Consider the following 24,142-nt stretch of genomic DNA (forward strand, 5'->3'; position numbering starts at 1 on the left):
TACGACGCGCGGTGACCGCGTCCCGCCCGAGAGCTCCTGCGGCGGACCTGGCCGTTAGGCTTGCGCCCGTGAGCAGCGCCGGAACACGAGTCTTTGTTGCGCGCCTCGCCGGAACCGCCGTCTTCGATCCGATCGGGGACCAGGTCGGGCGGACGCGTGACGTCGTCATGCTCATCCGCGACAACTCCGTGCCGCGCGCGGTCGGGCTCGTGGTCGAGGTGCCCGGCCGGCGCCGGGTGTTCCTTCCCCTCACGCGAGTGACCAGCATCGACGTCGGGCAGGTCATCTCGACCGGCCTGGTCAACATGCGGCGCTTCGAGCAGCGCGGTTCGGAGACCCTCGCGATCGGCGAGCTGCTCGACCGGACCGTGCAGTTCGTGGACGGCTCCGGCAGCGCCTCGATCGAGGACATCGCGATCGAGCAGCAGCGCAACGGCGACTGGTTCGCCACCCAGCTGTTCGTGCGCCGGCACGTCGCCGGCAAGGGTGGGCTGCTCCGGCGGCGCGGCGAGACCCTCGTCGTGCCCACGTCCGACGTCACGGGGCTCGCCCACGGCGGCCACGCGCAGGGCGCCGCACTCCTGCTCGCGTCGTACGAGGACCTCAAGCCCGCCGACCTCGCCGACGTCCTGCACGACATGTCCACGACGCGCCGGCTCCAGGTCGCGAGCGCGCTGGACAACGAGCGACTCGCGGACATCCTCGAGGAGCTCCCCGAGGACGACCAGGTCGCGATCCTCTCGGGACTCGAGCGGGGCCGCGCCGCCGACGTGCTCGAGGCGATGCAGCCCGACGACGCCGCCGACCTCCTCGGCGAGCTCACGGACGAGCAGGCCGCCGAGCTCCTCGGACTCATGGAGCCCGAGGAGGCGCGCGACGTCCGACGCCTCCTCGCCTACGAGGACAACACCGCGGGCGGGCTCATGACGACCGAGCCGGTCATCCTCGGCCCCGAGACCTCGATCGCCACGGCGCTCGCGCACGTGCGCCGGCAGGACCTCGCACCGGCGCTCGCGTCGATGGTCTTCGTCGCCCGCCAGCCGCTCGAGACCCCGACCGGGCGGTTCCTCGGCGTCGTCCACCTCCAGCGCATGCTTCGCGAGGCGCCGCACGAGTCCATCGGCGCGATCATGGACTCCGACATCGACGCAGTGACGGCCGAGGCCCCGCTCCTGCAGGTCACGCGCCTGCTCGCGACCTACAACCTGCTCGCCGTCCCGGTCGTGGACGGCGAGAAGCGGCTGCTCGGCGCGGTCAGCGTCGACGACGTGCTCGACCATCTGCTGCCCGAGGACTGGCGCGGGCTCGACGACGAGCCGCCGGCCGCGGCTGCGACACAGGGACCGACCCCCGACGACGGACGAACCGGAGGCACTCGTGGCTGAGCGTCTCGACACCCCGAAGGAGAACCGGCGGACCCTGCTGCCGAAGGTCCAGGTCGACCAGGACGCGTTCGGCAAGATCGCGGAGGGCATCGCGCGGTTCATGGGGACGCCGCGGTTCCTCGCCTACATGACGGTGTTCGTCGTGGTGTGGCTCGGCTGGAACTCCGTCGGCCCGATCGCCCTGCGGTTCGACTCGAAGCTCTACGGCTTCACCCTGCTCACGCTCATGCTCTCGCTCCAGGCGTCGTACTCCGCACCGCTCATCCTGCTCGCGCAGAACCGCCAGGTGGACCGCGACCGGGTCGCGGCCGAGCAGGACCGGCAGGGCGCCGAGCGCAACCTCGCCGACACCGAGTTCCTCGCCCGCGAGATCGCCGCGCTGCGCATCGCGTTGTCCGAGGTCGCGACGCGCGACTTCGTCCGCGGCGAGCTCCGCGACCTCCTCGAGGAGCTGGCCGCTGAGCGGGCCAACGGCGGCGACACCGACCGGGCCTCCGGCACCGAGACGAGGCCCGGGTCGCCGTCGGCGTGACCGCGGGGGCGAACGGCCCACCGACAGGCTGACGGCTCGACCTACGATGGTCCCCATGTCCGCCCTTACCGACCCCGCCCAGCTCGCCGACGCCGTCCGCGCCACCCTCGTCGGCGTCATCGACCCGGAGATCCGTCGCCCGATCACCGACCTCGGGATGGTCCGTTCGGTCGAGGTGACCCCCGGCGGCGCCGTCGACGGCGGCCCGCTCGTCACGGTCGGCCTCGACCTGACGACGCAGGGCTGCCCGCTCAAGGACACCCTCACGAAGGACATCACGGCGGCCGCCCGCACGGTCGAGGGCGTCACCGACGTGCGGGTCGCGATGGGCGTGATGTCCCCCGAGCAGCGCACCGAGCTGCGCACGATGCTGCGCGGCGGCTCCCCCGAGCCCGTCATCCCGTTCTCCTTGCCGACCTCGCTGACGAAGGTGTACGCGATCGCGTCCGGCAAGGGCGGCGTGGGCAAGTCGTCGGTGACGGCCAACCTCGCGTGCGCCATGGCAGCCGACGGGCTGCGGGTGGGGATCGTCGACGCCGACATCTACGGCTTCTCGATCCCCCGCATGCTCGGCGTGACGCGTCCGCCGACGAAGGTCGACGACATGCTCCTGCCGCCGATCGCCTACGACGTCAAGGTCGTGTCGATCGGCATGTTCGTGCCGGCCGGGCAGCCCGTCGTGTGGCGCGGCCCGATGCTGCACCGCGCGCTGCAGCAGTTCCTGGCGGACGTGTTCTGGGGCGACCTCGACGTGCTCCTGCTGGACCTTCCCCCCGGAACGGGCGACATCGCGATCTCGGTCGCGCAGCTGCTCCCCTCCTCCGAGCTCCTCGTCGTGACGACCCCGCAGGTCGCGGCGGCCGAGGTCGCCGAGCGGGCCGGGTCGGTCGCGCTGCAGACGCGTCAGCACGTCGTCGGCGTGCTGGAGAACATGTCGTGGCTCGTGCAGCCCGACGGGTCGCGCCTCGAGCTGTTCGGCTCGGGCGGGGGTGCCGTCGTCGCGGAGAACCTGTCGCGCGCCATGGGGGCACCCGTCCCGCTGCTCGGCCAGGTCCCGCTGGACATGGCGCTGCGTGAGGCGGGCGACGAGGGCATGCCGATCGTGCTCGCGGACCCCGACTCCCCGAGCGCCGTCGTGCTCCGCTCGGTCGCGCGGACGCTCGCGGCCCGGTCGCGCGGTCTGGCCGGTCGGTCGCTCGGGCTCTCCCCCGTCGCGCACTGAGCGATCGCCCGAGGAGACGCCGCCCGCTGAGGCGCCTCAGCTGATCGGTCTCGCACGGGTCGACGCCCCCGCGACGCGCCTGTTGGTTCCTGTTCGACTGTGGTGAATACTGTCCACATGCTCGCGCCGCAGCGCCAGGACCGGATCCTGGCCCAGATCCGTGCGCTCGGCGCCGTGCGCGTCACGGACCTCGTCGACGAGCTGGACGTCTCCGACATGACGGTCCGGCGCGACATCGCCGAGCTCGCGCGCGCCGGGCTCGTCCGACGCGTCCACGGCGGTGCGGTGACGCCCGAGCCCCCGGCCCGCTCGACGCACGAGCCCGGCTTCGAGACCAAGCGCACCTGGGCCGCGGCCGAGAAGGCGGCTATCGCCCGCGAGGCGCTCGCGACGATCGAGCCCGGGCAGGCGATCGCCCTCTCGGCCGGCACGACGACCCACCTGCTGGCCGAGCTCATCGCCGCCGACCTCACGCTGCGACCGCTGACGGTCGTGACGAACTCTCTCCCCGTGGCCGACGCCCTGCATCACGCGGCCGACTCGTCCGGCCACTCCGCGCTCGAGGTCATCCTCACGGGCGGGGTCCGGACGCCGTCGGACGCGCTCGTCGGGCCGGTCGCGGACGCCGCGATCGAGCGGCTGCGCGTCGACCGCGTGTTCCTCGGGGTGCACGGTCTCGACCGGCACGGCGCGACGACCCCGAACCTGCTCGAGGCCGCGACCGACCAGGCCCTGGTCGCGAGCGCAGCCCGGCTCACCGTGCTCGCCGACCACACCAAGTGGGGTGTCGTCGGGCTGGCCCGGATCGCCTCGCTCGACGAGATCGACCTCCTCCTCAGCGACGACGGGCTCCCCATGGACGCCCGCACGGTCCTCGAGGACACCGTCGGACAGCTTCTGCTCGCCACCACCCCCGCCATGCCCACCGCATCCACCCCGCCCAGCCCCGAGGACCTCTGATGACCGATCCCGCCCGCCTCGCCCGGGTCCGCCGCACCGCGACCCACCTGGCCGACGGCCGCGAGCTCATCTACTTCGACGACTCCGAGCCGTACGTCTCCGGCGGTGCGACGCGGCGGCTCGACGACCCGCGCCCGCTCGGCGACCGGTTCGAGGCGGCGACGTCGGGCGACGCCGGCGGCGCGGCAGCCCCGGTGCAGGGCCCGGAGATGCGGCGCGACCCGCTGACGGGCGACTGGATCCCCATGGCGTCGCACCGCATGAACCGCACGTTCCTGCCGGCCGCCGACTCGTGCCCGCTGTGCCCGGCACGCCCCGACGCCGAGTACTCGGACGGCGAGGTGCCCGACACCGACTACGACGTCGCCGTCTTCGAGAACCGGTTCCCCGCCCTCATGCGCATCCCCGGCGTCACGCTCGACGACGGCTGGCGCGTCGACGACGATCCGCTGTGGCCGGCGCTGCCCGCGGCGGGCCGCTGCGAGGTCGTGTGCTTCAGCTCGGACCACACGAGCTCGTTCGCGGACCTCACCTCGGCGCGCGTCCGGACGATCATCGAGGCCTGGGCGGACCGCACCACGGAGCTGTCCGCGCTGCCGGGGATCGAGCAGGTCTTCTGCTTCGAGAACCGCGGCAAGGAGATCGGGGTCACGCTGCCGCACCCGCACGGGCAGATCTACGCGTTCCCGTACCTGACCCCCCGTACGCAGGCGATGCTCCGAGAGGCCGCCGCCTACCGCGAGCGCACCGGCGGGAACCTGCTGGCCGACGTCGTCGCGGCGGAGCGCCGCGCCGGCACCCGCGTGATCCTCGAGACGGAGCACTGGACCGCCTACGTGCCGGCCGCGGCCCGCTGGCCCGTCGAGGTCCACCTCGCGCCGCACCGCGACGTCCCGGACCTCCCGTCGCTCACCGACGCCGAACGCGACGACCTCGCGGTGACCTACCTCGAGCTGCTGCGCCGGCTCGACCGGTTCTTCGTCGAGCCCGACGGCACACCGATCCCCCTGCCGTACATCGCCGGGTGGCACCAGGCGGTGACCGGCGAGGGCCGCGAGCTCGGCCGCCTGCACCTCCAGGTGTTCTCGGTGCTGCGCGCCCCCGGCAAGCTCAAGTACCTCGCGGGCGTCGAGTCCGGGATGGCCGCGTGGATCAGCGACACCACGCCCGAGCGGGTCGCGGCGCGGCTGCAGGAGCTCGGCCGATGAGCGCCCGGTGGATCCCCGCCTGGACCGGTGACGAGGGTGCCGCCCGCGCGCTCGCGGCGTTCGCTGCGCGCTTCGGTACCGACGGCGTCGCCCCGACCGTCTGGTCGGCGCCGGGCCGGGTCAACCTCATCGGTGAGCACACCGACTACAACGGCGGGCTCTGCCTGCCGATCGCCCTGCCGCACCGCACCTACGTCGCGCTCCGGCCGGCGCCAGCGGGCAGCGACGTCGTCCGCCTGGCATCGGCGCAGGAGCCGGGCGCAGGGCTGGTCGAGATGCACCTGGCCGACGTCGGCCCAGGGACCGTCGACGGCTGGACCGCGTACGTGCTCGGGGTGGCCTGGGCGCTCCGGCAGCCCGGTGCGCTCCCGACCGGGTCCGACGCCTCGGCGATCGGCGGCTTCGACGCCGTCGTGGACTCGTGCGTGCCGTACGGAGCTGGCCTGTCGTCGTCCGCGGCGCTCGAGGCCTCGGTCGCCGTGGCGCTCGACGCGACCGCCCACCTCGGGTTGGCCGGCCCGGCCGACGACCCGGACGACGCGGGCCGGGCGCTGCTCGCCGCGGCGTGCGTGCGCGCCGAGAACGAGGTCGCGGGCGCCCCGACGGGCGGCATGGACCAGTCGGCGTCCCTCCGGGCGCGGGCGGGCCACGCACTGCTCCTCGACTGCCTCGACGGCTCGGTCCGCCAGGTGCCGTTCGACCTGGCGGCCGACGGTCTCGCGCTCCTCGTCATCGACACCCGCGCCGAGCACGCGCTGGTCGACGGCCAGTACGCGGCCCGACGCACCACGTGCGAGACAGCGGCGGCACGGCTCGGTCTCGGGACCCTGCGCGAGATCCACGGGACCGACGGTCTCGCCGCCGCTCTCGCGACGCTCGCGGCCGACGGGGCTGCTGAGGCCGACATCGCGGTCCGCCGCGTGCGCCACGTGGTCACCGAGATCGCGCGGGTCGAGGAGTTCGTCGCGCTGCTCGACGCCGGGAAGGTCCACGAGGTCGGTCCGCTCATGGACGCGTCGCACGCCTCGCTGCGGGACGACTACGAGGTCTCGTGCCGCGAGCTCGACCTCGCGGTGGCGACCGCCCGGTCGGCCGGCGCGCTCGGGGCCCGGATGACGGGCGGCGGCTTCGGCGGATCGGCGATCGCCCTCGTCGAGGCCGACGCGGTCGAACCGGTCGCGGCCGCGATCGCAGCGGCCTTCGACTCCGCGGGGCTCACTGCTCCGACGTTCCTGCTCTCCCCGCCGTCGGCGCCCGCGGGGTAGGAGTCATACCACGGGGGGATTTTCCGGGCGCCGATACGTCGATAGGTTGCGCGTGCGGGGGCGACGGGTGTCGCCCCCGTCCATGACCACTCGAGGGGCAGCGCTGTGGGCATCACACGCAGGTACATCTTCCCGACCGTGCGCATCCTCCTGTGGGCGGTCATCGCCGTGGCGCTCGTCAAGATGGCGTTCACCGGCGCAGACATCACCCCGGCCGCCGACCCGCTGCGCCCGACGGCCGAGATCGTCGAGCCGCACGTGGCAGCCTCGGCGGGCACGATCACCAACACGGTGACGGTCAAGGCCGCCGTCGTTGCCGACGCCGGGACCTCCGTGCGTGCGACGCTCGCCGGCACGGTGACGAAGCTGCTCGCGAAGGACGGCCAGCAGGTCGACGCCGGCACGGCGATCCTCGTGATCACCCTCGAGACCCCGGTGGACCCGACGGTCACGACGAACGCCGAGACGGGCGTCCAGACCGTCACCGAGAACAAGCCGAAGATCACGACGGCGACGATCAAGGCCCCGCATGCGGGCACCCTCACGCTCCCGACGCTCAAGGACCAGGTCGTCTCGGTGGGGGACGTCGTCGCGACGGTGTCCCCCGGGACGATGTCGGTGTCCGGGACCCTGACGCCCGACCAGCAGTACCGGCTGCTCGGCGCACCGGCCGACGCCAAGGTGTCGCTCAAGGGCGGACCGGCGCCGTTCACGTGCACAAACCTGCGTATCGGCGCCGCCGCCCCGACCACCGGGACCACCGACTCGACCCAGGTCGCGGACACCGGCACGAGCACGGCCCAGCCTGCGTCCGGCGTGGTCACGTGCGCGATCCCCGCAGGCGTCATCGCGTTCCCGGGGCTGGGCGCCGACATGGCCATCACGAACGGCACCGCCGAGAACGCCGTCGTCGTCCCGGTCACCTCGGTCCAGGGGTCGGTGCAGAACGGGAACGTGTGGGTGGTGCAGCCGGACGGCACGTCCGTGTCCAAGGCCGTGACGCTCGGCCTCACCGACGGCGAGACGGTCCAGATCGTCGAGGGCCTCGCGCTGGGCGACGAGATCCTGCAGTTCATCCCCGTCGGGGAGGGCGGCGTGCCCGACTGCAACGACCCGGCATCGTTCGACCCGGTGAAGTGCGCCGGATGAGCCTCCTCGAGCTGACCGACGTCACGCGGTCCGTCCGGCTGCCCGACGACCGGGTCCTGCACATCCTGCGCGGCATCACGCTGTCGGTCGACGCCGGCGAGCACATCTCCGTGGTCGGCCGCTCGGGCACAGGCAAGTCCACGCTGCTGAACATCCTCGGGCTGCTCGACGAGCCGACCTCGGGCGACTACCTCCTCGAGGGGACGGCCGTCACCCGGCTGTCGGGCCGCCGCCGGGCCCGACGACGCGGGGACGCCTTCGGCTTCGTCTTCCAGCAGTTCAACCTGCTCCCGGGCCGCACCGCGCTCGAGAACGTCGCCGCCCCGCTGATGTACGCGCGCGGGAGCGCGTTCTGGCGCAGGTTCCGCCTCGCCGCCGACATGCTCGACCGCGTCGGGCTCGGCGACCGTCTCGACGAGATGCCCGACAAGCTCTCGGGCGGCGAGCAGCAGCGTGTCGCGATCGCCCGCGCGCTCGTGCGCAGCCCGCGCGTGATCCTCGCCGACGAGCCGACAGGTGCGCTCGACGTCGACACGGGCGGGGAGATCATGAGCCTGCTCGACGAGATCGCGTCGCAGACCGGCGCAGCGCTGATCGCCATCACGCACGACCTCGCCGTCGCCGCGCGTGCCCAGCGGCACTACCGGCTCGCGGAGGGCGTGCTCGTGCCCATCACCCTCAACGCACCCGGCCGGATCACCGAGTGGGTCGGCGACGTCCCGACCGACCGGCCCGACGACGCCGTCACGACGCTCTCGTGAGCGGCATCGTCGGCACGATCGTCGAGGCCTGGGACGAGCTGCGGATCCACAAGCTGCGCGTCCTGCTCGCGCTCATCGGGGTCGCGGTCGCCGTCACCGCGATCACCGGCGTCACCGCCGTGGTGCAGATGATGAACCAGGCGTTCAAGGAGTCCGCCGACCGCCAGAGCGGCCGGTCCGTGACGATCGACCTGTACGCGTGGCCGACGGGCGCCGGGGGGACGACGCCGCCGACCGCCGAGCAGTACGCCACCGAGTTCGACCGGATCGTCGAGCGGTACGACATCACGTATGCGACCCGACATGTGGGCGGACCGATGCGGTTCCGGTTCCCCACCGGCACGGCCATCGTGAACGCGCAGGTCGTCGACCCCGACTTCGGGGTCATCACGCGCTTCCGGACGACCCAGGGCCGCTGGTTCACCGACGCGGACACCCAGCGGTTCGCACCGGTCGCCGTCGTCAACGAGGCGTTCCTCGCCGCGCTCGGCGTGACCGACCTGTCATCGCACCCGACGGTCCTGCTCGGGACCGACACCCCGGTGCGCACCGAGGTGATCGGCGCCTACCACGACGAGTGGAGCGATGCTCCGCCGTCGGCGTACCTGCTCTACGACCACGTGACCCGGTGGGGGCTGCTCGGAGCCGACATGGCCAACCAGACGCCGACCTTCAAGGTGTGGGTGCCGCCGGACCTCGCCGCGGAGCTGCGTCCCCTGCTCAAGCGTGACCTCGCCGGAGCGCTCCCCGGCACGCAGGTCGAGGTGCCAGAGCCGTACACCGGCCAGAACGTGCTCGACGGCGCGACCCGGTGGGTCGTCCTGGGCATCGGCGGGTTCTCGCTGCTGCTGGGCGGGCTCGGTCTCGTCAACATCGCGCTCGTCACCGTGCGGTTCCGGATCCGGGAGATCGGCATCCGCCGCAGCTTCGGGGCGACGTCGGGCCGCGTCTTCTTCGGGGTCCTCATGGAGTCCGTGGTGGCGACGGTGGTCGCCGGTGTGGTGGGCGTCGTGATCGCCGTCGCGGTGATCAAGAACATCCCCATCGAGAAAGTGTTCGGCGGAAGCATCGAGGACGTCCCGCCGTTCCCCGTCGCAGCGGCCGTCACGGGCATGGTCTGCGCGACGACGGTCGGCGCGCTGGCCGGTCTGATCCCCGCGATCGTGGCCGTCCGCGTCAAGGTCATCGACGCGATCCGCTACTGACCCGGGGTCACCACCCCGACCGTCGCGGCGCTGCGTGCGGGCGCGCCGAGCTGGCAGGGCTACAGGTCGTAGGTCGCCACGAGCGGGGCGTGGTCGCTCCACCGCGTGTCGTAGGACGGCGCCCGGTCGACGTCGACCGCCACCGCCGCGTCGGCAAGGTCCGGCGTCACCAGCTGGTAGTCGATGCGCCAGCCGGAGTCCGTGTCGAACGCCTTGCCGCGCCACGACCACCACGTGTACGGCCCGGGGCCCTCTCCGCCGAGCTCGCGACCGAGGTCGTGCCACCCGAGGTCGTCGAACCACCGGTCGAGGTAGGCGCGCTCCTCGGGGAGGAACCCGGCAGCCTTGAGGTTGCCCTTCCAGTTCTTGATGTCGACGTTGCGGTGCGCGATGTTGAGGTCGCCCGCGACGACCACGAGCCCGCCACCTTCCGCGAGCTCGCCGAGCCGGGCCGTGACCCGGTCGAGGAACGCGTACTTCTCCTCCATCGACGGCGTGCCGACGGTGCCCGAGTGGATGTAGGTCGAGACGACCGTGAGTGTGCGCGCCGGCGCGGCGTCGCGCGCGGGGAGCTCGAGGTCCGCCTCGACCCAGCGGCCGGTCTCCCCCGGGACGTCGGAGCCGAGGCCGATGCGGACCGCGCTCATCGGTAGGCGCGAGGCGATCGCCACCCCCGCCCGCCCCTTGAACTCGCTCTCCTGGTGGGCGAGGTCCCACTCGCTCGTCGGGAAGAAGTCGCTGAGGATCTCGTCCGGCGCCCGCACCTCCTGGAGCAGGAGCACGTCCGGCGTGCGGGTCTGGATCCACGGACCCATGCCGCGCTTGAACGCGGCCCTGATCCCGTTCACGTTGGCGGTCGCGATCGTCAGCACGGGCCTATCCAACCCCACGGGACCCACACCACGTCACGACCGTCCGCCGCTCGCCCGTCGACGTGCGCCCTGGGCGCTGCCTCCCGGCGGGCGACCGTCGTCCGGACACGGCACCGCCCGGGTGCCGATGCTCCGAGGAGCGCCGGCACCCGGGCGGTCACCTTCCGCGCGTCAGGGCCTGTGCACCCGGACCGTCAGCACGGAGCTGCTCGTCGTGCCCGCGGCGTTCGCGAGCTCGGCGCGGTACGTGTGCTTGCCCACCGACCGACCCGTGACCGTCGTCGAGGCCGACTGCGGGCCGAGGCCCGCGCTCGCGGACATCGCCTGGGTGTCGATCAGGACGCCGTCCTCGTAGAGCCGGTACGTCGTGGCGGGAGTTCCCCACCACTTCACGGCGGTCACCGTGTACGTGCCGTTGCCGTCCCAGTTGTCGGAGAACAGGTGCGGCTTGCCGGGGCTGGCATCGGTGACCTTCACCGTGACCGAGGTGGTCGCCGTCGTGCCCTTGAGGTTCGACAGCTCGCCGGTGTACACGTACGTGCCGTTGACCCGGCCCGTCAGGTGCACCTCGACGTGCTGCGCGTTCGGCGTGCCGTCCACGAGGGACTCGGTGTGGATCAGCACGCCGTTCTCGTAGAGCGTGAACGTCGTGCCGTTCTGACCCCGGCGCAGATCCGCCGAGATCGTGTAGTCACCGTCGTGCAGACCGCGGGGCCAGCCGTTGTCGCTGGTCAGGACGGCCCGCCCGGGTGCCTTCGGCGGGATCGGGACTCCGGGGGCCACGGTCACGGGGATCGTGACCGTCGTGCCCGAGGGGGCGGCGACCAGGCGCAGCGTCGCTGCCCCGACGACGTCCCGGGGGACGACGACGGACACCTGGGCGGCACCTGCCGTCACCGGCACCTGCACCGGCGCTGCGGCGCTCCCGACCCAGGAGGCCGTGAGCGTCGTGTTGGCGGGGCTGCCGAGCGACGTCAGGTCCAGCTTGGCGACCCCGAACGCGAGGGTGTCGTCCTGCGTCGCTGCGCTCGGCAGGCCGGTGACCTGCACGGCGTGCCGGGCGAAGCTCGGCGACACCGGCTGGTTGGCCGTCAGGTAGGCGATCCACGCGTCCCGGTCCACGAGGCCCGAGTCACGCACGTCGGTCGCCGACGTGAAGATCCGGAAGTTGTCGCCGCCCGTCGCGAGGAAGTTGAACGTGCCGACCCGGTAGGACGCCGTCGGGTCGAGCGCTGCCCCGTTGATCGTCACCGAGGTGATGCGGCTGCCTGCGGCGAGCGACGCGTCGTAGGTGTACGACACGTTGTCCGACAGGCCGAGCTGCAGGTAGGGCCGCGACGGCACGGTGCCGTCGGGGTTGGTCTGCCACTGCTGCTCGAGCATCGTCTTGAACTGCGCTCCCGTGAGCGAGACCGTCCACAGGTTGTTGAGGAACGGCAGGACCGCGTTCGCCTGGGCGTACGTGATCTGGCCGTCCAGCGCCGGACCGGCGGGGCTGTAGGACGACTGCTTCGCGAACAGGTCGCTCCGCAGGCCGCCCGGGTTGACGACGCCGATCTGGGCGCCGCCGCGCAGCGGGTCGCTGAGCGAGGCGCGCAGCGAGTTCGCAACGAGGTTGCCCAAGGTCGACTCCGACGCGCGGTCGTCGCGCGAGGTGCCGATGTAGGCCGTCGTGATGTCGGCCGTGAGCGAGCCCACGACCTTGTTGCCCTCGACCGCTGCGCTGGCGATCGCCGCGTCGACGATCGTCTTGACGGCTGCGGCCCGCGGGTACGTCGCGACCAGCGTGGCGGCCGGCGTCGTCGTGCGGGCCACGTTCGTCGCCTTGTATGCGATGACGTCGTCCGTGGCGTTGTCGATCGTCAGTGTGATCTCACCGACGAACGCCCCGTAGGAGCCCGTCTGCAGGATCGGCCGGGTGGCGGTCGTCGATCCGGGGACCGGTGCGTCCCACGCGTACACCTTGTGGGTGTGGCCCGTGAAGATCGCGTCGACCTTGGCATCGGTCTGCGTGACGATCTTTGCGAACGCGCCGCCGGCGGCTATCTCCTGCTCGAGCGTCGCCCCGTCGGGAGTGCCGGCACCGGCACCCTCGTGGTACTCGGCCACGAACACGTCGGCCTCGCCGTTGGCCTCGTTGCCGTCGCTCAGCTGAGCGACGACGCGGTTGACGGCGTCGACCGGGTCACCGAAGTCGAGCCCCGAGATGCCCGTGGGTGTCACGAGCGCCGGGGCCTCCTGGGTGACGGCCCCGATGACGGCCAGGCGCTTGCCTGCCACGTCGAGGACCTTGTACTCGGGCAGCGCGGGGGTCGTGGTGCCCTTGAGGTAGACGTTCGCCCCGAGGTAGGCCCAGGTCGCGTTCGTCCCGCCCGCGATGACCCGGTCCGTGAGGTCGGCGAAACCGCCGTCGAGCTCGTGGTTGCCGACCGCCGACGCCTTCAGACCGAGTGCGTTGAGCACGTCGATCGTGGGCTGGTCCTTGGCGACCGACGACGCGAACAGGGTGGCGCCGATGTTGTCGCCCGCCGAGAGCAGGACCGTGTTGCCCTCACCCTTGGCCGCGCGCTCCTGCTCGATCGTCCCGGCGAAGTTGACGGTGTTGGCGTCGATCCGGCCGTGGAAGTCGTTGATGTTCAGCAGGGTCACGTCGGTCGTCGGGGGTGCGAGGTTGGCCTTGAGGCCGAGGATGACCGGGTCGTGGTCCGAGGACGCGAACGGGTCAGACGCGTAGAACAGCGTGCCGTGGTAGTTGTACCGGCTGTACTCGAGGGCGATCGACTCCGGGGAGTTGATCGACCAGATGGTCGAGCCCGTCGAGCGCGCCATCATCGCGTCGTTCACGAGCACGTGGTCCAGCGAGCCCGACAGCCCCGAGAAGCTGTACGAGTACTCCCCCGTCGCGAAGTGCGAGGTGGCGTCGGTGTAGCCCGCCGAGTACAGCACCTGCAGCGGGTCCTCCTGGGTGTAGGAGTTGAAGTCGCCGAGCAGCGCGGCTGCCGTCACCGGGGTCGTCGTGTACGACGCCAGCACGGTCGGGACCCACGCCGCGAGCGCGGTGGCCTGCGCGACGCGGGACGCGTTGGACGCGCCCTGGCCGTCGCCGGAGTCCACGTCGCCCGGCAGGGGACCACCCGAGCCCTTCGACTTGAGGTGGTTGACGGCGACGAAGAACGGCTCGCCGCCTCCGGCCGGGGTGAAGGCTTGGCCGATCGGCTCACGCGCGTTCGCGAACGCCTGACCGTCGGCGCTCGCGGTTCCCAGCGCGTGGGAGTCGCCGAGCCGCGTGACGGCCGTCGTGCGGTAGATGAGCGCGTTGGTGATCGCGTCCTGGAGGTTGACGGCCGGGAGCTCCGTCGAGGAGGGCACGAACGCCCAGTGCGCGGCCGGGTCGGCCGCGTTGAGCGCGCCGACGAGCGTGCTCACCGCGGTGTCGACCGGGTCGCCGAGCGCCACCGAGTTCTCGATCTCCATGAGGCCGACGACGTCGGCGTCGAGCGAGTTGATCGCGGCGACGATCTTGGCCTGCTGACGCGCGAGGTTCGCCGCGTCCCAGGCGCCGCGCGGGCCGGTGCCCGGGCAGGTGTTGACGGTGATCGGGTTGCCGGCACGGTCGTTGTACGAGGTGCAACCGGCGACGGCCACACCGAGCGTCGTGAAGTAGTTGAGCACGTTGAACGACGAGACCCGCAGGTCGGCGCCCGCGAGGGCAGCCGTGTCGGGGGCGTCGGTGCGGGTGTTCTTGAACTGCGTGCGCTCCGCGAGCGGCGTGGCGTCCGTGACCCGCGTCGTGGGGTTGAGCTTCCAGGCGGAGTTGCGGTAGTCGACGATCAGCGGCTGGGTGAACTGCACCTGCGCGCCGACGCGGACGGGGTTCGTCAGCGAGACGTACGGGGGCGTCAGGCCCGAGTTGGCCGAGTTGAGGAAGTTCGTCGTGGCGCCGTCGTCGAGCACGACCTTGCGCGCGGCGTTGTCGTTCGTGGCAGCCGTGGCCTCGGCCGAGCCGGGCCGGCCGACCTCTGTCGGCTGGAGCAGCGGCGTCGTGCCGAACGCGAGGCCGACCTCGCCGTACTGGTTCGTCGAGTAGGTGTTCGTCACGGTGTAGGCACCCGTAGGGGCGAACAGCATCGACTCGAGGGGCTCACGGGCGGCGTCCGTCGCGGGCCACGCGGCGACCGCGGGGGTCACCGGGGCGACCGTCTCAGCGCTGACCTCGACGGTGGTCGCCGTCAGCTCGGTGAGCCCGCTGAACTCGCTCACCGCGCCGGTGACGAGCACGTACTGGCCGATCTGCGCGGTCACGCCTGCCTGCTGGTACACGAAGATCGCGTCGGAGGCGGTGTGCGTGGCATCGATCGTGCCGCCCGTGCCGGGCGTCTGGATGACGAAGCCTGCGATGCCACCCGTCGGGTAGGTCGCGGTCACGACGCCGGCCGTGGTGACGGTCTGCCCGACGAGCGGGCTCGTCGCGCCCGTGCCCTGGATCTCGGTGATCGGCACGACGGCCGCGGGCGTCGTGGGCGTCGGGGTCGGCGTCGGGGTCGGCGTCGGCTCGCCCGTCGTCGCGGCGGTCGGGGTCGGGGCTCCGGCACGGAAGTCGGCCGCGTTGTCCGCCGAGTTCACGTAGCCGGTGCGGGAGATCGAGGTGGTCGCGCTCGGCGCGGGGGCCGCGGCCGTGCCGGCGAACGCGGCTCCGGTCCCGAAGCCGACGAGGTCGACGACGGCGGTGTCACTCGCGCAGGCGGTCGTGATGCAGCTCAGCTTCGTGGTCGACGAGACGAGGGCGACGTTGCCGTTCGCCGCGGCCAGGTTGACGACTGCGTTGCTCAGGTCGGGGGTCGGGAGGTTCGAGACCGTCGAGGTGCCCGTCTGCGAGGCGGCCTGGACGAGGTAGGTGCTGTGCGCAGGGATCGAGCCGACGAGCGGGATGAGCCCGCTCCAGCTGGTCCCGGCGGCCGACGCGTACTGCAGCGACCACGTCGACACGTCGAGCGCGGTGTCGGCGCCGTTGTAGAGCTCGATGAAGTCATGGGTCAGCACTGACCCGGAGTTGCCGCCACCGCCGTAGATCTCGTTGATGACGACCGTGGAGGTCGGTGAGACGGCGGCGAAGCCGGGCGTGATCCCGGGGACGGCGAGCGCGGCAGCTGCCGCGACCGCGACGGTCGACCGTCGCAGCCATGGGTGGTTCAGGAGCATGCGGTGATCCCCTCCGAGCGCGGGCAGAGCCCGCGGCGTGTCCGAGCGCACGGTCCGGGTATGGACGGTGTGCAGGCACCGGCAACGTTCCCCAGCCGGTAGGCCAGGTGTACGCAACCCCTATGTCGCAGATGTGCGAAGCCGGTGAACCCTGTGTGAACATCTCACATATCGGGCACTTCGGAGAAGGGGGACACCCGATCGGGTGTCCGGGCATCAGGCGTCGAGCGCACGCTCCGCGGACTCGACGACGTTGTTGAGGAGCATCGCGCGCGTCATCGGACCGACCCCGCCGGGGTTCGGGGAGATCCATGCGGCGACCTCGGCGACGCCCAGGTCCACGTCGCCCGCGACGCGTGTCGCGCCGGTCTCCGGGTCCGTCACTCGCGAGACACCCACGTCGACGACGACGGCACCGGGCTTGACGATGTCGGCCGTGATGATCCCGGGGACGCCCGCCGCGGCGATGATGACGTCCGCGTGCCGGGTGTGCTCCGCCAGGTCGTCCGTGCCGGTGTGCGTCAGTGTGACCGTCGCGTTGACGGCTCGCCGCGTCAGCAGGAGCCCGATCGACCGCCCCACGGTCGTGCCGCGGCCGACCACGACGACGTCGGCCCCCGCGAGCACGACGCCGTGCCGCTCGAGCAGCTCGATGATGCCGCGCGGCGTGCAGGGCAACGGCGAGGTGATCTCCTGGTTGACGCGCAGCACGAGGCGACCCAGGTTCGTCGGGTGCAGGCCGTCGGCGTCCTTGTCGGGGTCGACGAGCTCGAGCACCCGGTTCGTGTCGATCCCCTGCGGGAGCGGCAGCTGCACGATGAAGCCGGTGCACTCCGGGTCGGCGTTGAGCCGCGCGACGGCGGCCTCGATGTCCTCCTGCGTCGCCGTGGCCGGCAGGTCCTCGCGGATCGAGGCGATCCCGACCTCCGCGCAGTCCTTGTGCTTGCCGTTGACGTACCACCGGGAGCCGGGGTCGTCGCCGACGAGCAGCGTGCCGAGCCCGGGCGTGACGCCCTTGGCCGCGAGCACGGCGACGCGGACGGTCAGCTCGGCCTTGATCGCGGCGGCGGTCGCCTTGCCGTCGAGCACCTGTGCAGTCATGTCTGTCTCCTTCAAGACGCGCCAACCTCGCCCCCGGCCGCTCCGTGAGCGGGACGGCCAGGGGCGAGGTTGCGGACGGGCGAGGTCAGTACTGCTGGAGGCCCTCGTACAGCGGGTGCGCCTCGGCCAGCTTGGCGGCGCGGGCGCGCAGCGCGTCGAGGTCGGCCGACGCGCCGTTGACGAGGGCCGTGGCGATGATGTCCGCGACCTCCGTGAACTCGGCGTCCCCGAAGCCGCGGGTCGCCAGCGCGGGCGTGCCGATCCGCAGGCCCGACGTGACGCGCGGAGGGCGCGGGTCGAACGGCACCGCGTTGCGGTTCACCGTGATGCCGACACGGTGCAGGAGATCCTCGGCCTGCTGGCCGTCGAGGTCCGAGTGCCGCAGGTCGACGAGCACGAGGTGGACGTCCGTCCCGCCGGTCAGGACGGACACGCCTGCTGCGGCCACATCGGACGCCAGGAGGCGGTCGGCGAGGATCCGTGCACCGGCGAGGGTGCGCTCCTGCCGCTCACGGAACTCCGCAGAGCCGGCGATCTTGAACGACACGGCCTTCGCGGCGATGACGTGCATGAGCGGGCCGCCCTGCTGGCCCGGGAACACCGCGGAGTCGATCTTCTTGGCGAACTCCTCGCGGCTGAGGATGAAGCCCGAGCGAGGGCCGCCGAGCGTCTTGTGGGCGGTCGAGGACACCACGTCGGCGTGCGGCACGGGGCTCGGGTGCAGCCCTGCGGCGACCAGGCCGGCGAAGTGGGCCATGTCGACCCAGAGCTTCGCGCCGACCTCGTCCGCGATCGAGCGGAACGCGGCGAAGTCGAGCTGGCGCGGGTACGCGGACCAGCCGCCGATGATGACGTCGGGACGCTGCGCGAGCGCGGCCTCGCGGACCTTGTCCATGTCGACGAGGAACGTCTCCGGGTCGACCCCGTACGCGCCGACCTCGTAGAGCTTGCCCGAGAAGTTGATCTTCATGCCGTGCGTCAGGTGGCCGCCGTGCGCGAGCTCGAGGCCGAGGATCTTGTCGCCCGCGTTGATCAGCGCATGCAGGACGGCGGCGTTCGCGGTCGCGCCCGAGTGCGGCTGGACGTTCGCGTGGTCGGCGCCGAACAGCGCCTTGGCGCGGGTGATCGCCAGGGTCTCGGCGATGTCGACCTGCTCGCAGCCGCCGTAGTACCGCTTGCCGGGGTAGCCCTCGGCGTACTTGTTCGTCAGGACGGAGCCCTGCGCCTGGAGGACGGCGCGCGGGACGAAGTTCTCGCTCGCGATCATCTCGAGGGTGCTCTGCTGGCGGGCCAGCTCACCGTCGAGCACCGCGGCGATCTCAGGGTCGACCACGGACAGGGACTGGTCCAGCAACGGGGACTGATCGGCGCTCATGTGTCTCCTCGGCAGTCAGCGGGTGTGCGCGGCCCGGCACACGGATGGGCACGCACACAGAGGTGTGGTGACCGGGGGCCCAGGCGTCCGACCCGTAGTCTGCTGCTGCGTCGCTCCCCGGTGGTAGTCCACCCGTTGCGCCAGTTGCGACGGGCACAGCCTACCAATGCCTGCCCGTGCCGCGGTGCGGGTGGTCAGATCGTCGCGTCGTGCCCGAGGATCTTGCGCAGGTAGGCGTACGTGAGGTCGCCGGCGGTCTGGTCGCGCTGGTGCTCGTACCCGTGCTTCGCGTACAGCGCGAGGTTCTGCACCGAGTCGCGGCCCGTGAAGACCCACACCTCGGAGGTGTCGTCGGGCAGGAGCGGCAGGATCGCGAGCAGGAGCTGTGTGCCGACGCCCTTGCCTTGCAGGTCGGGGGCGACCGCGAGGCGGCCGAGCGTGGCCTTCGTGCCCTCGAGCAGCACCCGGATCGACCCGACGAGCCGGTGGCCGTCCCACGCGCCGAGCGTGATGACGTGCGGGTCCGCGAGGTCCGCGCGCAGCTCCTCGAGGGTCTGCGTCAGCGGCGGGATGTTGGGGTCGCCGTAGATCTGCGCCTCGCTGACGAACGCCGCACGGCGCACCGTGAGCAGCTCGCCTGCATCGGCGTCGGTCACGGTCCGGATCTGCACCTCGGGCTCGCTCATGGCCCCATCGTCGCACCACCTCCTCCCGACCCGTCGCACGACGCGCTCCCGCCCACCTCGGCTACCGTGGGGCCTCGTGTCCTCCACTGTGCCTGTCAGGCCGGCCGGCCCGACCACGCCGCCGACCACCCCGTCCGCCGCGACTCACTGGGTCCTGACGCTCTCGTGCCCCGACCGCCCGGGGATCGTGCACGCCGTCGCGGGGCTGCTCGCCGAGCACGGCGGCAACATCACGGAGTCGCAGCAGTTCGGGGACCCCCTCACCGGCCTGTTCTTCATGCGCGTGCAGGTCACCTCCACGGCGTCCCGCGCCGACCTGGAGCTGGCCCTCGCCGAGCTGGCCGCACGGTTCGCCATGACGTGGACGCTCGACGTCGCGGGACGTCCGATCCGCACGCTGATCCTCGGCTCGACCGCCGCGCACTGCCTCAACGACCTCGCGTTCCGCCAGCGCTCCGAGAACCTGCCGATCGAGATCGTCGCTGTCGTCTCCAACCACACGGTGCTCGCGGACCTGGCCCGGTTCTACGACATCCCGTTCCACCACATCCCCGTGACCGCGGCCACGAAGGCCGCGGCCGAGGCCCAGCTGCTCGCGCTCGTCGAGGAGCTCGACGTCGAGCTCGTCGTCCTCGCGCGCTACATGCAGATCCTCTCGGACGACCTGTGCCGCGCCCTGGCCGGCCGGATCATCAACATCCACCACTCGTTCCTGCCGTCGTTCAAGGGGGCGCGCCCGTACGCGCAGGCCCACGACCGCGGGGTCAAGCTCATCGGGGCGACCGCGCACTACGTGACGGGCGACCTCGACGAGGGGCCGATCATCGAGCAGGACGTCGAGCGCGTCGACCACACGCGCGGGGTCGAGGACCTCGTCGCCCTCGGCCAGGACGTCGAGCGCCGCGCGCTGGCGAAGGCCGTCCGCTGGCACGCCGAGCACCGCGTGCTGCTCGACGGGCACCGCACCGTCGTCTTCCGCTGACCTGATCTGACGGGCCACTGGGCCGGCCTGTCAGCGGGCCGGCAGACGCACTCAGACCTCGCGGGCCCGCCGCATGAGCGTGTCGATCGCGATCGCCAGCGCGAGCACCAGCCCGGTGATGACGTAGCGCACCGCCGTGTCGAGGTTCAGGAGCGTCAGCCCGCTCGAGATCGACTGGATGACGAGCACGCCCAGCAGCGCCGACCACGCGCTCCCGCGGCCACCGAACAGGCTCGTGCCGCCGATGACCGCGGCGGCGATCGCCGTGAGGTTCGTGTCGCCCCCACCCGTCGCCTGGTTCGCGGCGGCGAGCCGGCCGACGGACAGCACGCCGCCGAGCGCGGCCAGGGTCGAGCACGCGACGAACACCGAGACGAGCGTGCGCCGGACGGGGATGCCCGCGCGGCGCGCCGACTCGACGTTGCCGCCGACGGCGCGCACCGCCCGCCCCCACCGGGTGCGGCGCAGCAGCAGGTCCACGACCGCGACGAGGCCGACGAACAGCGCGAACGTCACACCGACGCCCCGGTTGGTGTTGAGGTAGGCGACGCTCGCCCCGAGCACGACCGCGAGCGCCCCGACGCGGACGCCGAGGTCGAGCGGGGAGGCGACGGGCAGCTCGGCCCGCAGGCGCCGCGAACGCTCGACGAGGAGCATCGCGGCGTACCCGAGCACGACCGCCGCGACGATCGCCGACGAGGCGGCGGGGGCCAGGAACCCCTGCTGGCTGAGCCGGACGAGCGTGGACCGGAACGGGAGGTTCACCGAACCCGTCGGCCCGAGCACGCGCAGCTGCAGACCGGCGAACACGAGCAGCCCGGCGAGCGTCAGGACGAAGCTCGGCAGCCCCAGCCGCGTCGTGAGCGCGCCGTACAGGACCCCGACGACAGCGCCGACCCCGAGCGCGACGACGACCGCCAGCAGCGTCGGCCACCCGAGCTGCACCGACCCGATCGCGACGACGGCGGCTGCCAGACCGCTCACCGAGCCGACCGACAGGTCGATCTGGCCGACCAGGAGCACGAGCACGATGCCGAGCGCGATGACCCCGGTCGCCGCGCACTGGAGGGTCAGGTTCACGAGGTTGTCGCTCGACAGGAAGTGCGGGTTGAGCAGCTGGAAGACGAGCCAGATCACGACCAGGGCACCCACGATGGGCAGCGTCCCGAGCTGGCCGCTGCGCATGCGCTGGGTCAGCACCGCGCGCAGACCGTTCAGGCCCCGGGCCGGTCCCGGTGCACCGGTGCGCGGATACGTCGAGACGGTCATGTCGCGTTCTCCTCTCGGCGTGCGGTGCGCGTGCGTCGGCCGACGGGTGTCGCGCCGGTCATCGCCGCGATGAGGTCCTCGTAGCTGACCTGGTCGGCGTCGAAGACACCGTTCGTGCGGCCGAGCCGCAGGACGACGATGCTGTCGGCGACGGCCTGGACGTCGACGATCGAGGAGCTGATCAGCACGACGGCGTGGCCGTCGTCGCGCAACCGTTCGACGAGGTTGAGCACCTCGGCGGTCTGCGTGATGCCGAGCGCCGCGGTCGGCTCGTCGAGCACGACCACGCGCGGGTCGCCGAGCAGCGCCCGCGCGATCGCGACGGCCTGGCGCTGCCCGCCGGTCAGGGCGCCGACGGGCACGCGCACGGACGGCACCCGTGCGGCGAGCTTGTTGAGCAGGCTCCAGGCCTCCTTCTCCATCGCGACCTCGTCGAGGACCGGACCGAGCGTGACCTCCTGCCCGAGGAACAGGTTCTCCACGACGTCGAGGTTCGCGCACAGCGCGCCGTCCTGGAACACCGTCGCGATCCCGAGCGCGCGGGCGAGGCCGGGGGACGCGAGCGTCACGGGTCGGCCGTCGAGCTCGACCAGTCCGGAGTCGGGCACGAGCGCCCCGGACAGCACGCCCGCGAGCGTGGACTTGCCCGCGCCGTTGTCGCCCACGACGGCGACGACCTCGTGGGTACGGACGTCGAGGTCGACGTGCGCGAGCGCCCGCACGGCGCCGAAGCTCTTGGACACCCCGCGCAGGGACAGCACCGGGGAGCTCACGAGCCACCACCGGCGATGAGGCCCGCCTCGATGCACGCTTGTCTGTAGGGCTGCACGCAGATCTCCTCCGTGGTGAAGACGCCGCCAGCGACCAGGATGCGGCCGACGTCAGCCTTGGTGACAGCCACCGGCGCGAGCAGCAGGGCCGGGACACCCGAGACGCTGACGCTGGTGGACGGCTGCTCGCCGCGCGTGACCTGCACGGCGAGCTCGGCGGCGATCCCGGCCTGCTGGCGGATCGCCTTGTAGACGGTCATGTACTGGTCGCCCGACACGATTCGCTGGACCGCGGCGAGCTCGGCGTCCTGCCCCGTGACGGGCGGGACGGGGTCGAGGCCCGCTGCCTTCATCGCCGAGATCGCCCCGCCGGCGGTCCCGTCGTTGGCCGCAGCGATCGCGTCGACGCGGCCGTCGAACTGGGTGAGCTGCCCCGCGACCCACTCCTGGGCCTTGTCGGGGCTCCAGTCGGGGGTGTCGTACGACGCGAGCACGTCGATGTCGTGGCCCTCGAAGGCCGCGAGCACCCCCGCGCGGTACTGGGCGGAGTTGGGGTCGGTCGCCGCGCCGCCCACGACGAGCACACCGCGTCGGCCGTCCCCGGCGGGGGGCGTGGCGTCGAGCGCGCGCACGACCGCCTCGCCCTGCAGCCGCCCGACGAGCTGGTTGTCGAACGACACGTAGTAGTCGACGGGGGCGTCGGCGATGAACCGGTCGTAGGCGATGACCTTCACGCCGCGCTCGTTGGCCGCGGCGACGATGCTCGCTGCCGCGGCGGCGTCGACCGCGTCGAGGACGAGGACGTTGGCGCCCTGGGTGAGGACCGACTCCGCCTGCTGCTGCTGCCGGGCGGCGTCCTGGTCGGCGTTCGCGTACAGGACGCGGCACTCCGGGCAGCGGGTGGCGACGACGGCCTCGAACGCGGGGCGGTCGGCGCTCTCGTACCGGGCGGTCTTCGACTCGGGCAGCAGCAGCGCGATCGTGTCGGCCGAGCGCGACTGCACCGCGGGGGTCGCGCAGCCGGCGAGCACGACGAGGGCCGCGACCGCGAGGCCGAGGACGCGCAGCCGGCGACGCGCGCTCATCCCGTCACCGCCAAGGAGCCGGCGATGCCGGCGCGGTCGAGCGCGACGGACAGCGCCCCCCGGACCTCGGCGGCAGCACCGAGCTCGGCCTCGACCACCTCGACCGGCCCCGCGGTGCTCGGCAGGACCCGCTCCGCGAGCACGGCACGCAGGGGGTCGAGCAGGAGCGCCCCGGCCTCGGCGAGCTGGCCGCCGACGACGACGAGCTCGGGGTCGAAGAGGTTGCAGACGTTGGCGGCGGCGCGGCCGAGGTAGCGGCCGGCGTCGGCGATGACCCGCCGGCAGTCGGGGTCACCCTCCTCGGCGCGCGTGATCATGTCGCGCATCGTGAGGTGCCCGTGGCTCGGCTGGAGCTCCGCGAGCAGCACGGCACCCCCGATCAGCGTCTCGAGGCACCCGCGGTTGCCGCACCGGCAGAGCGGGCCGTCGTCAGCCATGATCATGTGCCCGATCTCCCCCGCGATGCCCGCGCGACCGTGGAACACGTCACCGCCGATGATGAGCCCCCCGCCGACGCCGTAGGACACGCGCAGGTAGACGACGTCACGGCGGCCGCGGGCCGCGCCGAGCCGCACCTCCGCGAGCGCGCCGAGGTTGACGTCGTTGTCGACGTAGACGGGGATGCCGAGGCGCTGCTCGAGGACGTCGGGGACCACGACGCCGTCCCAGCCGCGCAGGATCCCGACCGTCGACACCAGGCCCGTGCGCACGTCGACGGGTGCCGGCACCCCGACCCCGACGGCGAGCACCTCCTGCAGGCTCGCGTCGACGGACTCGACCATCTCGGTGAGCAGCAGGGCCGCGCGCTCGAGACCCGCGTCGGCGCGGTGGTCGGGCGGGAGCGGCATGCGCTGCTCGGCCACGATGCGGTGGGCGACGTCCGACAGCGCGACGCGCAGCGACCGGGTGTCGAAGTGGATCCCGGCCACGAGCCCGAGGTTGCGCGCGAGCGTCACCTGTTGGGCGCGCCGACCGCTCCGGGAGGTCGGCGCCGTGTGGAGCACACCGATCGCGGTGAGCTCCTTGACGATGTTCGACACGGTCGCCGGAGACAGCCCTGTCACACCGGCCAGCTCGACCTGCGTGAGGGAGCCCCGTTGCTGAACTGCGCTCACG

The 24,142-nt window shown here is 72.5% G+C and carries 19 protein-coding genes and 1 riboswitch; of the genes, 10 read left to right on the forward strand and 9 right to left on the reverse strand.

Annotated features, from left to right (window positions below; all coding sequences use genetic code 11):
- The first annotated feature begins 68 nt into the window (after positions 1-68).
- From DDP54_RS03985 to DDP54_RS04025, 9 genes are all read left to right on the forward strand, one after another.
- Positions 69-1,385: a CBS domain-containing protein gene (locus tag DDP54_RS03985; protein ID WP_109130642.1), complete on the forward strand. Its 1,317-nt coding sequence runs from the start codon at positions 69-71 to the stop codon at positions 1,383-1,385.
- Complete coding sequence (locus tag DDP54_RS03990) at positions 1,378-1,917, forward strand: DUF1003 domain-containing protein (RefSeq protein ID WP_109130643.1); 540 nt, start codon at positions 1,378-1,380, stop codon at positions 1,915-1,917. Before DDP54_RS03985 ends, DDP54_RS03990 begins: the two co-directional genes overlap by 8 nt.
- A gap of 55 nt (positions 1,918-1,972) precedes the next feature.
- Entirely contained in the window at positions 1,973-3,139 is a 1,167-nt protein-coding gene (locus DDP54_RS03995) for a P-loop NTPase (protein ID WP_109132343.1), read from the forward strand.
- 117 nt (positions 3,140-3,256) lie between these two features.
- On the forward strand, positions 3,257-4,099 hold the full coding sequence (locus tag DDP54_RS04000) for a DeoR/GlpR family DNA-binding transcription regulator (RefSeq protein ID WP_109130644.1): 843 nt from the start codon (positions 3,257-3,259) through the stop codon (positions 4,097-4,099).
- The gene (galT, locus tag DDP54_RS04005) at positions 4,099-5,307 is read left to right on the forward strand and encodes a galactose-1-phosphate uridylyltransferase (RefSeq protein ID WP_109130645.1); all 1,209 of its coding nucleotides are present in this window, start codon (positions 4,099-4,101) and stop codon (positions 5,305-5,307) included. Before DDP54_RS04000 ends, galT begins: the two co-directional genes overlap by 1 nt.
- A complete protein-coding gene (gene galK, locus DDP54_RS04010; RefSeq protein WP_109130646.1) occupies positions 5,304-6,572 on the forward strand; it encodes a galactokinase in 1,269 nt (422 codons plus the stop codon). The genes galT and galK overlap by 4 nt, the downstream gene beginning before the upstream one ends.
- A gap of 105 nt (positions 6,573-6,677) precedes the next feature.
- Positions 6,678-7,721 (forward strand): biotin/lipoyl-binding protein, encoded by a 1,044-nt coding sequence (locus tag DDP54_RS04015; protein ID WP_109130647.1) that lies wholly within the window; start codon positions 6,678-6,680, stop codon positions 7,719-7,721.
- Positions 7,718-8,482: an ABC transporter ATP-binding protein gene (locus DDP54_RS04020; RefSeq protein ID WP_109132344.1), complete on the forward strand. Its 765-nt coding sequence runs from the start codon at positions 7,718-7,720 to the stop codon at positions 8,480-8,482. Before DDP54_RS04015 ends, DDP54_RS04020 begins: the two co-directional genes overlap by 4 nt.
- A complete protein-coding gene (locus DDP54_RS04025) occupies positions 8,479-9,687 on the forward strand; it encodes an ABC transporter permease (RefSeq protein ID WP_109130648.1) in 1,209 nt (402 codons plus the stop codon). The genes DDP54_RS04020 and DDP54_RS04025 overlap by 4 nt, the downstream gene beginning before the upstream one ends.
- A gap of 59 nt (positions 9,688-9,746) precedes the next feature.
- Here DDP54_RS04025 and DDP54_RS04030 read toward each other — a convergent pair whose 3' ends face one another.
- From DDP54_RS04030 to DDP54_RS04050, 5 genes are all read right to left on the reverse strand, one after another.
- Positions 9,747-10,559, reverse strand: a complete 813-nt coding sequence (locus DDP54_RS04030; protein WP_109130649.1) for an exodeoxyribonuclease III — start codon at positions 10,557-10,559, stop codon at positions 9,747-9,749.
- A 171-nt stretch (positions 10,560-10,730) separates the two neighbouring features.
- Positions 10,731-15,758 (reverse strand): ExeM/NucH family extracellular endonuclease, encoded by a 5,028-nt coding sequence (locus tag DDP54_RS04035; RefSeq protein ID WP_109132345.1) that lies wholly within the window; start codon positions 15,756-15,758, stop codon positions 10,731-10,733.
- Between the two features lie 216 nt (positions 15,759-15,974).
- Positions 15,975-16,859 (reverse strand): bifunctional methylenetetrahydrofolate dehydrogenase/methenyltetrahydrofolate cyclohydrolase, encoded by an 885-nt coding sequence (locus tag DDP54_RS04040; RefSeq protein ID WP_109130650.1) that lies wholly within the window; start codon positions 16,857-16,859, stop codon positions 15,975-15,977.
- An 85-nt stretch (positions 16,860-16,944) separates the two neighbouring features.
- On the reverse strand, positions 16,945-18,234 hold the full coding sequence (gene glyA, locus DDP54_RS04045) for a serine hydroxymethyltransferase (RefSeq protein ID WP_109130651.1): 1,290 nt from the start codon (positions 18,232-18,234) through the stop codon (positions 16,945-16,947).
- Between the two features lie 70 nt (positions 18,235-18,304).
- Positions 18,305-18,392: riboswitch (ZMP/ZTP riboswitch) on the reverse strand.
- Positions 18,393-18,428: 36 nt separating this feature from the next.
- Positions 18,429-18,920, reverse strand: a complete 492-nt coding sequence (locus DDP54_RS04050) for a GNAT family N-acetyltransferase (RefSeq protein WP_109130652.1) — start codon at positions 18,918-18,920, stop codon at positions 18,429-18,431.
- An 88-nt stretch (positions 18,921-19,008) separates the two neighbouring features.
- Between DDP54_RS04050 and purU the strand changes: the two genes are divergently transcribed.
- Positions 19,009-19,902: a formyltetrahydrofolate deformylase gene (gene purU, locus DDP54_RS04055; protein WP_242448428.1), complete on the forward strand. Its 894-nt coding sequence runs from the start codon at positions 19,009-19,011 to the stop codon at positions 19,900-19,902.
- Between the two features lie 51 nt (positions 19,903-19,953).
- Here the strand turns inward: purU and DDP54_RS04060 are convergent, their stop codons facing one another.
- Genes DDP54_RS04060 through DDP54_RS04075 form a run of 4 tightly spaced genes read right to left on the reverse strand, consistent with a single transcriptional unit; the run spans position 19,954 to position 24,141 of the window.
- The gene (locus DDP54_RS04060) at positions 19,954-21,171 is read right to left on the reverse strand and encodes an ABC transporter permease (protein ID WP_109130654.1); all 1,218 of its coding nucleotides are present in this window, start codon (positions 21,169-21,171) and stop codon (positions 19,954-19,956) included.
- Positions 21,168-21,944: an ATP-binding cassette domain-containing protein gene (locus tag DDP54_RS04065; RefSeq protein WP_242448212.1), complete on the reverse strand. Its 777-nt coding sequence runs from the start codon at positions 21,942-21,944 to the stop codon at positions 21,168-21,170. The genes DDP54_RS04060 and DDP54_RS04065 overlap by 4 nt, the downstream gene beginning before the upstream one ends.
- A complete protein-coding gene (locus tag DDP54_RS04070; protein ID WP_109130655.1) occupies positions 21,941-23,026 on the reverse strand; it encodes a substrate-binding domain-containing protein in 1,086 nt (361 codons plus the stop codon). Before DDP54_RS04070 ends, DDP54_RS04065 begins: the two co-directional genes overlap by 4 nt.
- On the reverse strand, positions 23,023-24,141 hold the full coding sequence (locus tag DDP54_RS04075) for an ROK family transcriptional regulator (RefSeq protein ID WP_242448213.1): 1,119 nt from the start codon (positions 24,139-24,141) through the stop codon (positions 23,023-23,025). The genes DDP54_RS04070 and DDP54_RS04075 overlap by 4 nt, the downstream gene beginning before the upstream one ends.
- Between the last annotated feature and the right edge of the window lies 1 nt (position 24,142).

This window comes from Cellulomonas sp. WB94 (genome assembly GCF_003115775.1).
Taxonomy (GTDB): Bacteria; Actinomycetota; Actinomycetes; order Actinomycetales; family Cellulomonadaceae; genus Cellulomonas_A.

What these genes read in the sequence shown, in the direction of transcription:
- DDP54_RS04020 (WP_109132344.1), top strand. Translation starts at nt 7,718, where the DNA reads ATGAGCCTCCTCGAGCTGACCGACGTCACGCGGTCCGTCCGGCTGCCC.
- DDP54_RS04060 (WP_109130654.1), bottom strand. Translation starts at nt 21,171, where the DNA reads ATGACCGTCTCGACGTATCCGCGCACCGGTGCACCGGGACCGGCCCGG.
- DDP54_RS04000 (WP_109130644.1), top strand. Translation starts at nt 3,257, where the DNA reads ATGCTCGCGCCGCAGCGCCAGGACCGGATCCTGGCCCAGATCCGTGCG.
- galK (WP_109130646.1), top strand. Translation starts at nt 5,304, where the DNA reads ATGAGCGCCCGGTGGATCCCCGCCTGGACCGGTGACGAGGGTGCCGCC.
- DDP54_RS04040 (WP_109130650.1), bottom strand. Translation starts at nt 16,859, where the DNA reads ATGACTGCACAGGTGCTCGACGGCAAGGCGACCGCCGCCGCGATCAAG.
- galT (WP_109130645.1), top strand. Translation starts at nt 4,099, where the DNA reads ATGACCGATCCCGCCCGCCTCGCCCGGGTCCGCCGCACCGCGACCCAC.
- DDP54_RS03995 (WP_109132343.1), top strand. Translation starts at nt 1,973, where the DNA reads ATGTCCGCCCTTACCGACCCCGCCCAGCTCGCCGACGCCGTCCGCGCC.
- DDP54_RS04070 (WP_109130655.1), bottom strand. Translation starts at nt 23,026, where the DNA reads ATGAGCGCGCGTCGCCGGCTGCGCGTCCTCGGCCTCGCGGTCGCGGCC.
- DDP54_RS04050 (WP_109130652.1), bottom strand. Translation starts at nt 18,920, where the DNA reads ATGAGCGAGCCCGAGGTGCAGATCCGGACCGTGACCGACGCCGATGCA.
- DDP54_RS04035 (WP_109132345.1), bottom strand. Translation starts at nt 15,758, where the DNA reads ATGCTCCTGAACCACCCATGGCTGCGACGGTCGACCGTCGCGGTCGCG.
- glyA (WP_109130651.1), bottom strand. Translation starts at nt 18,234, where the DNA reads ATGAGCGCCGATCAGTCCCCGTTGCTGGACCAGTCCCTGTCCGTGGTC.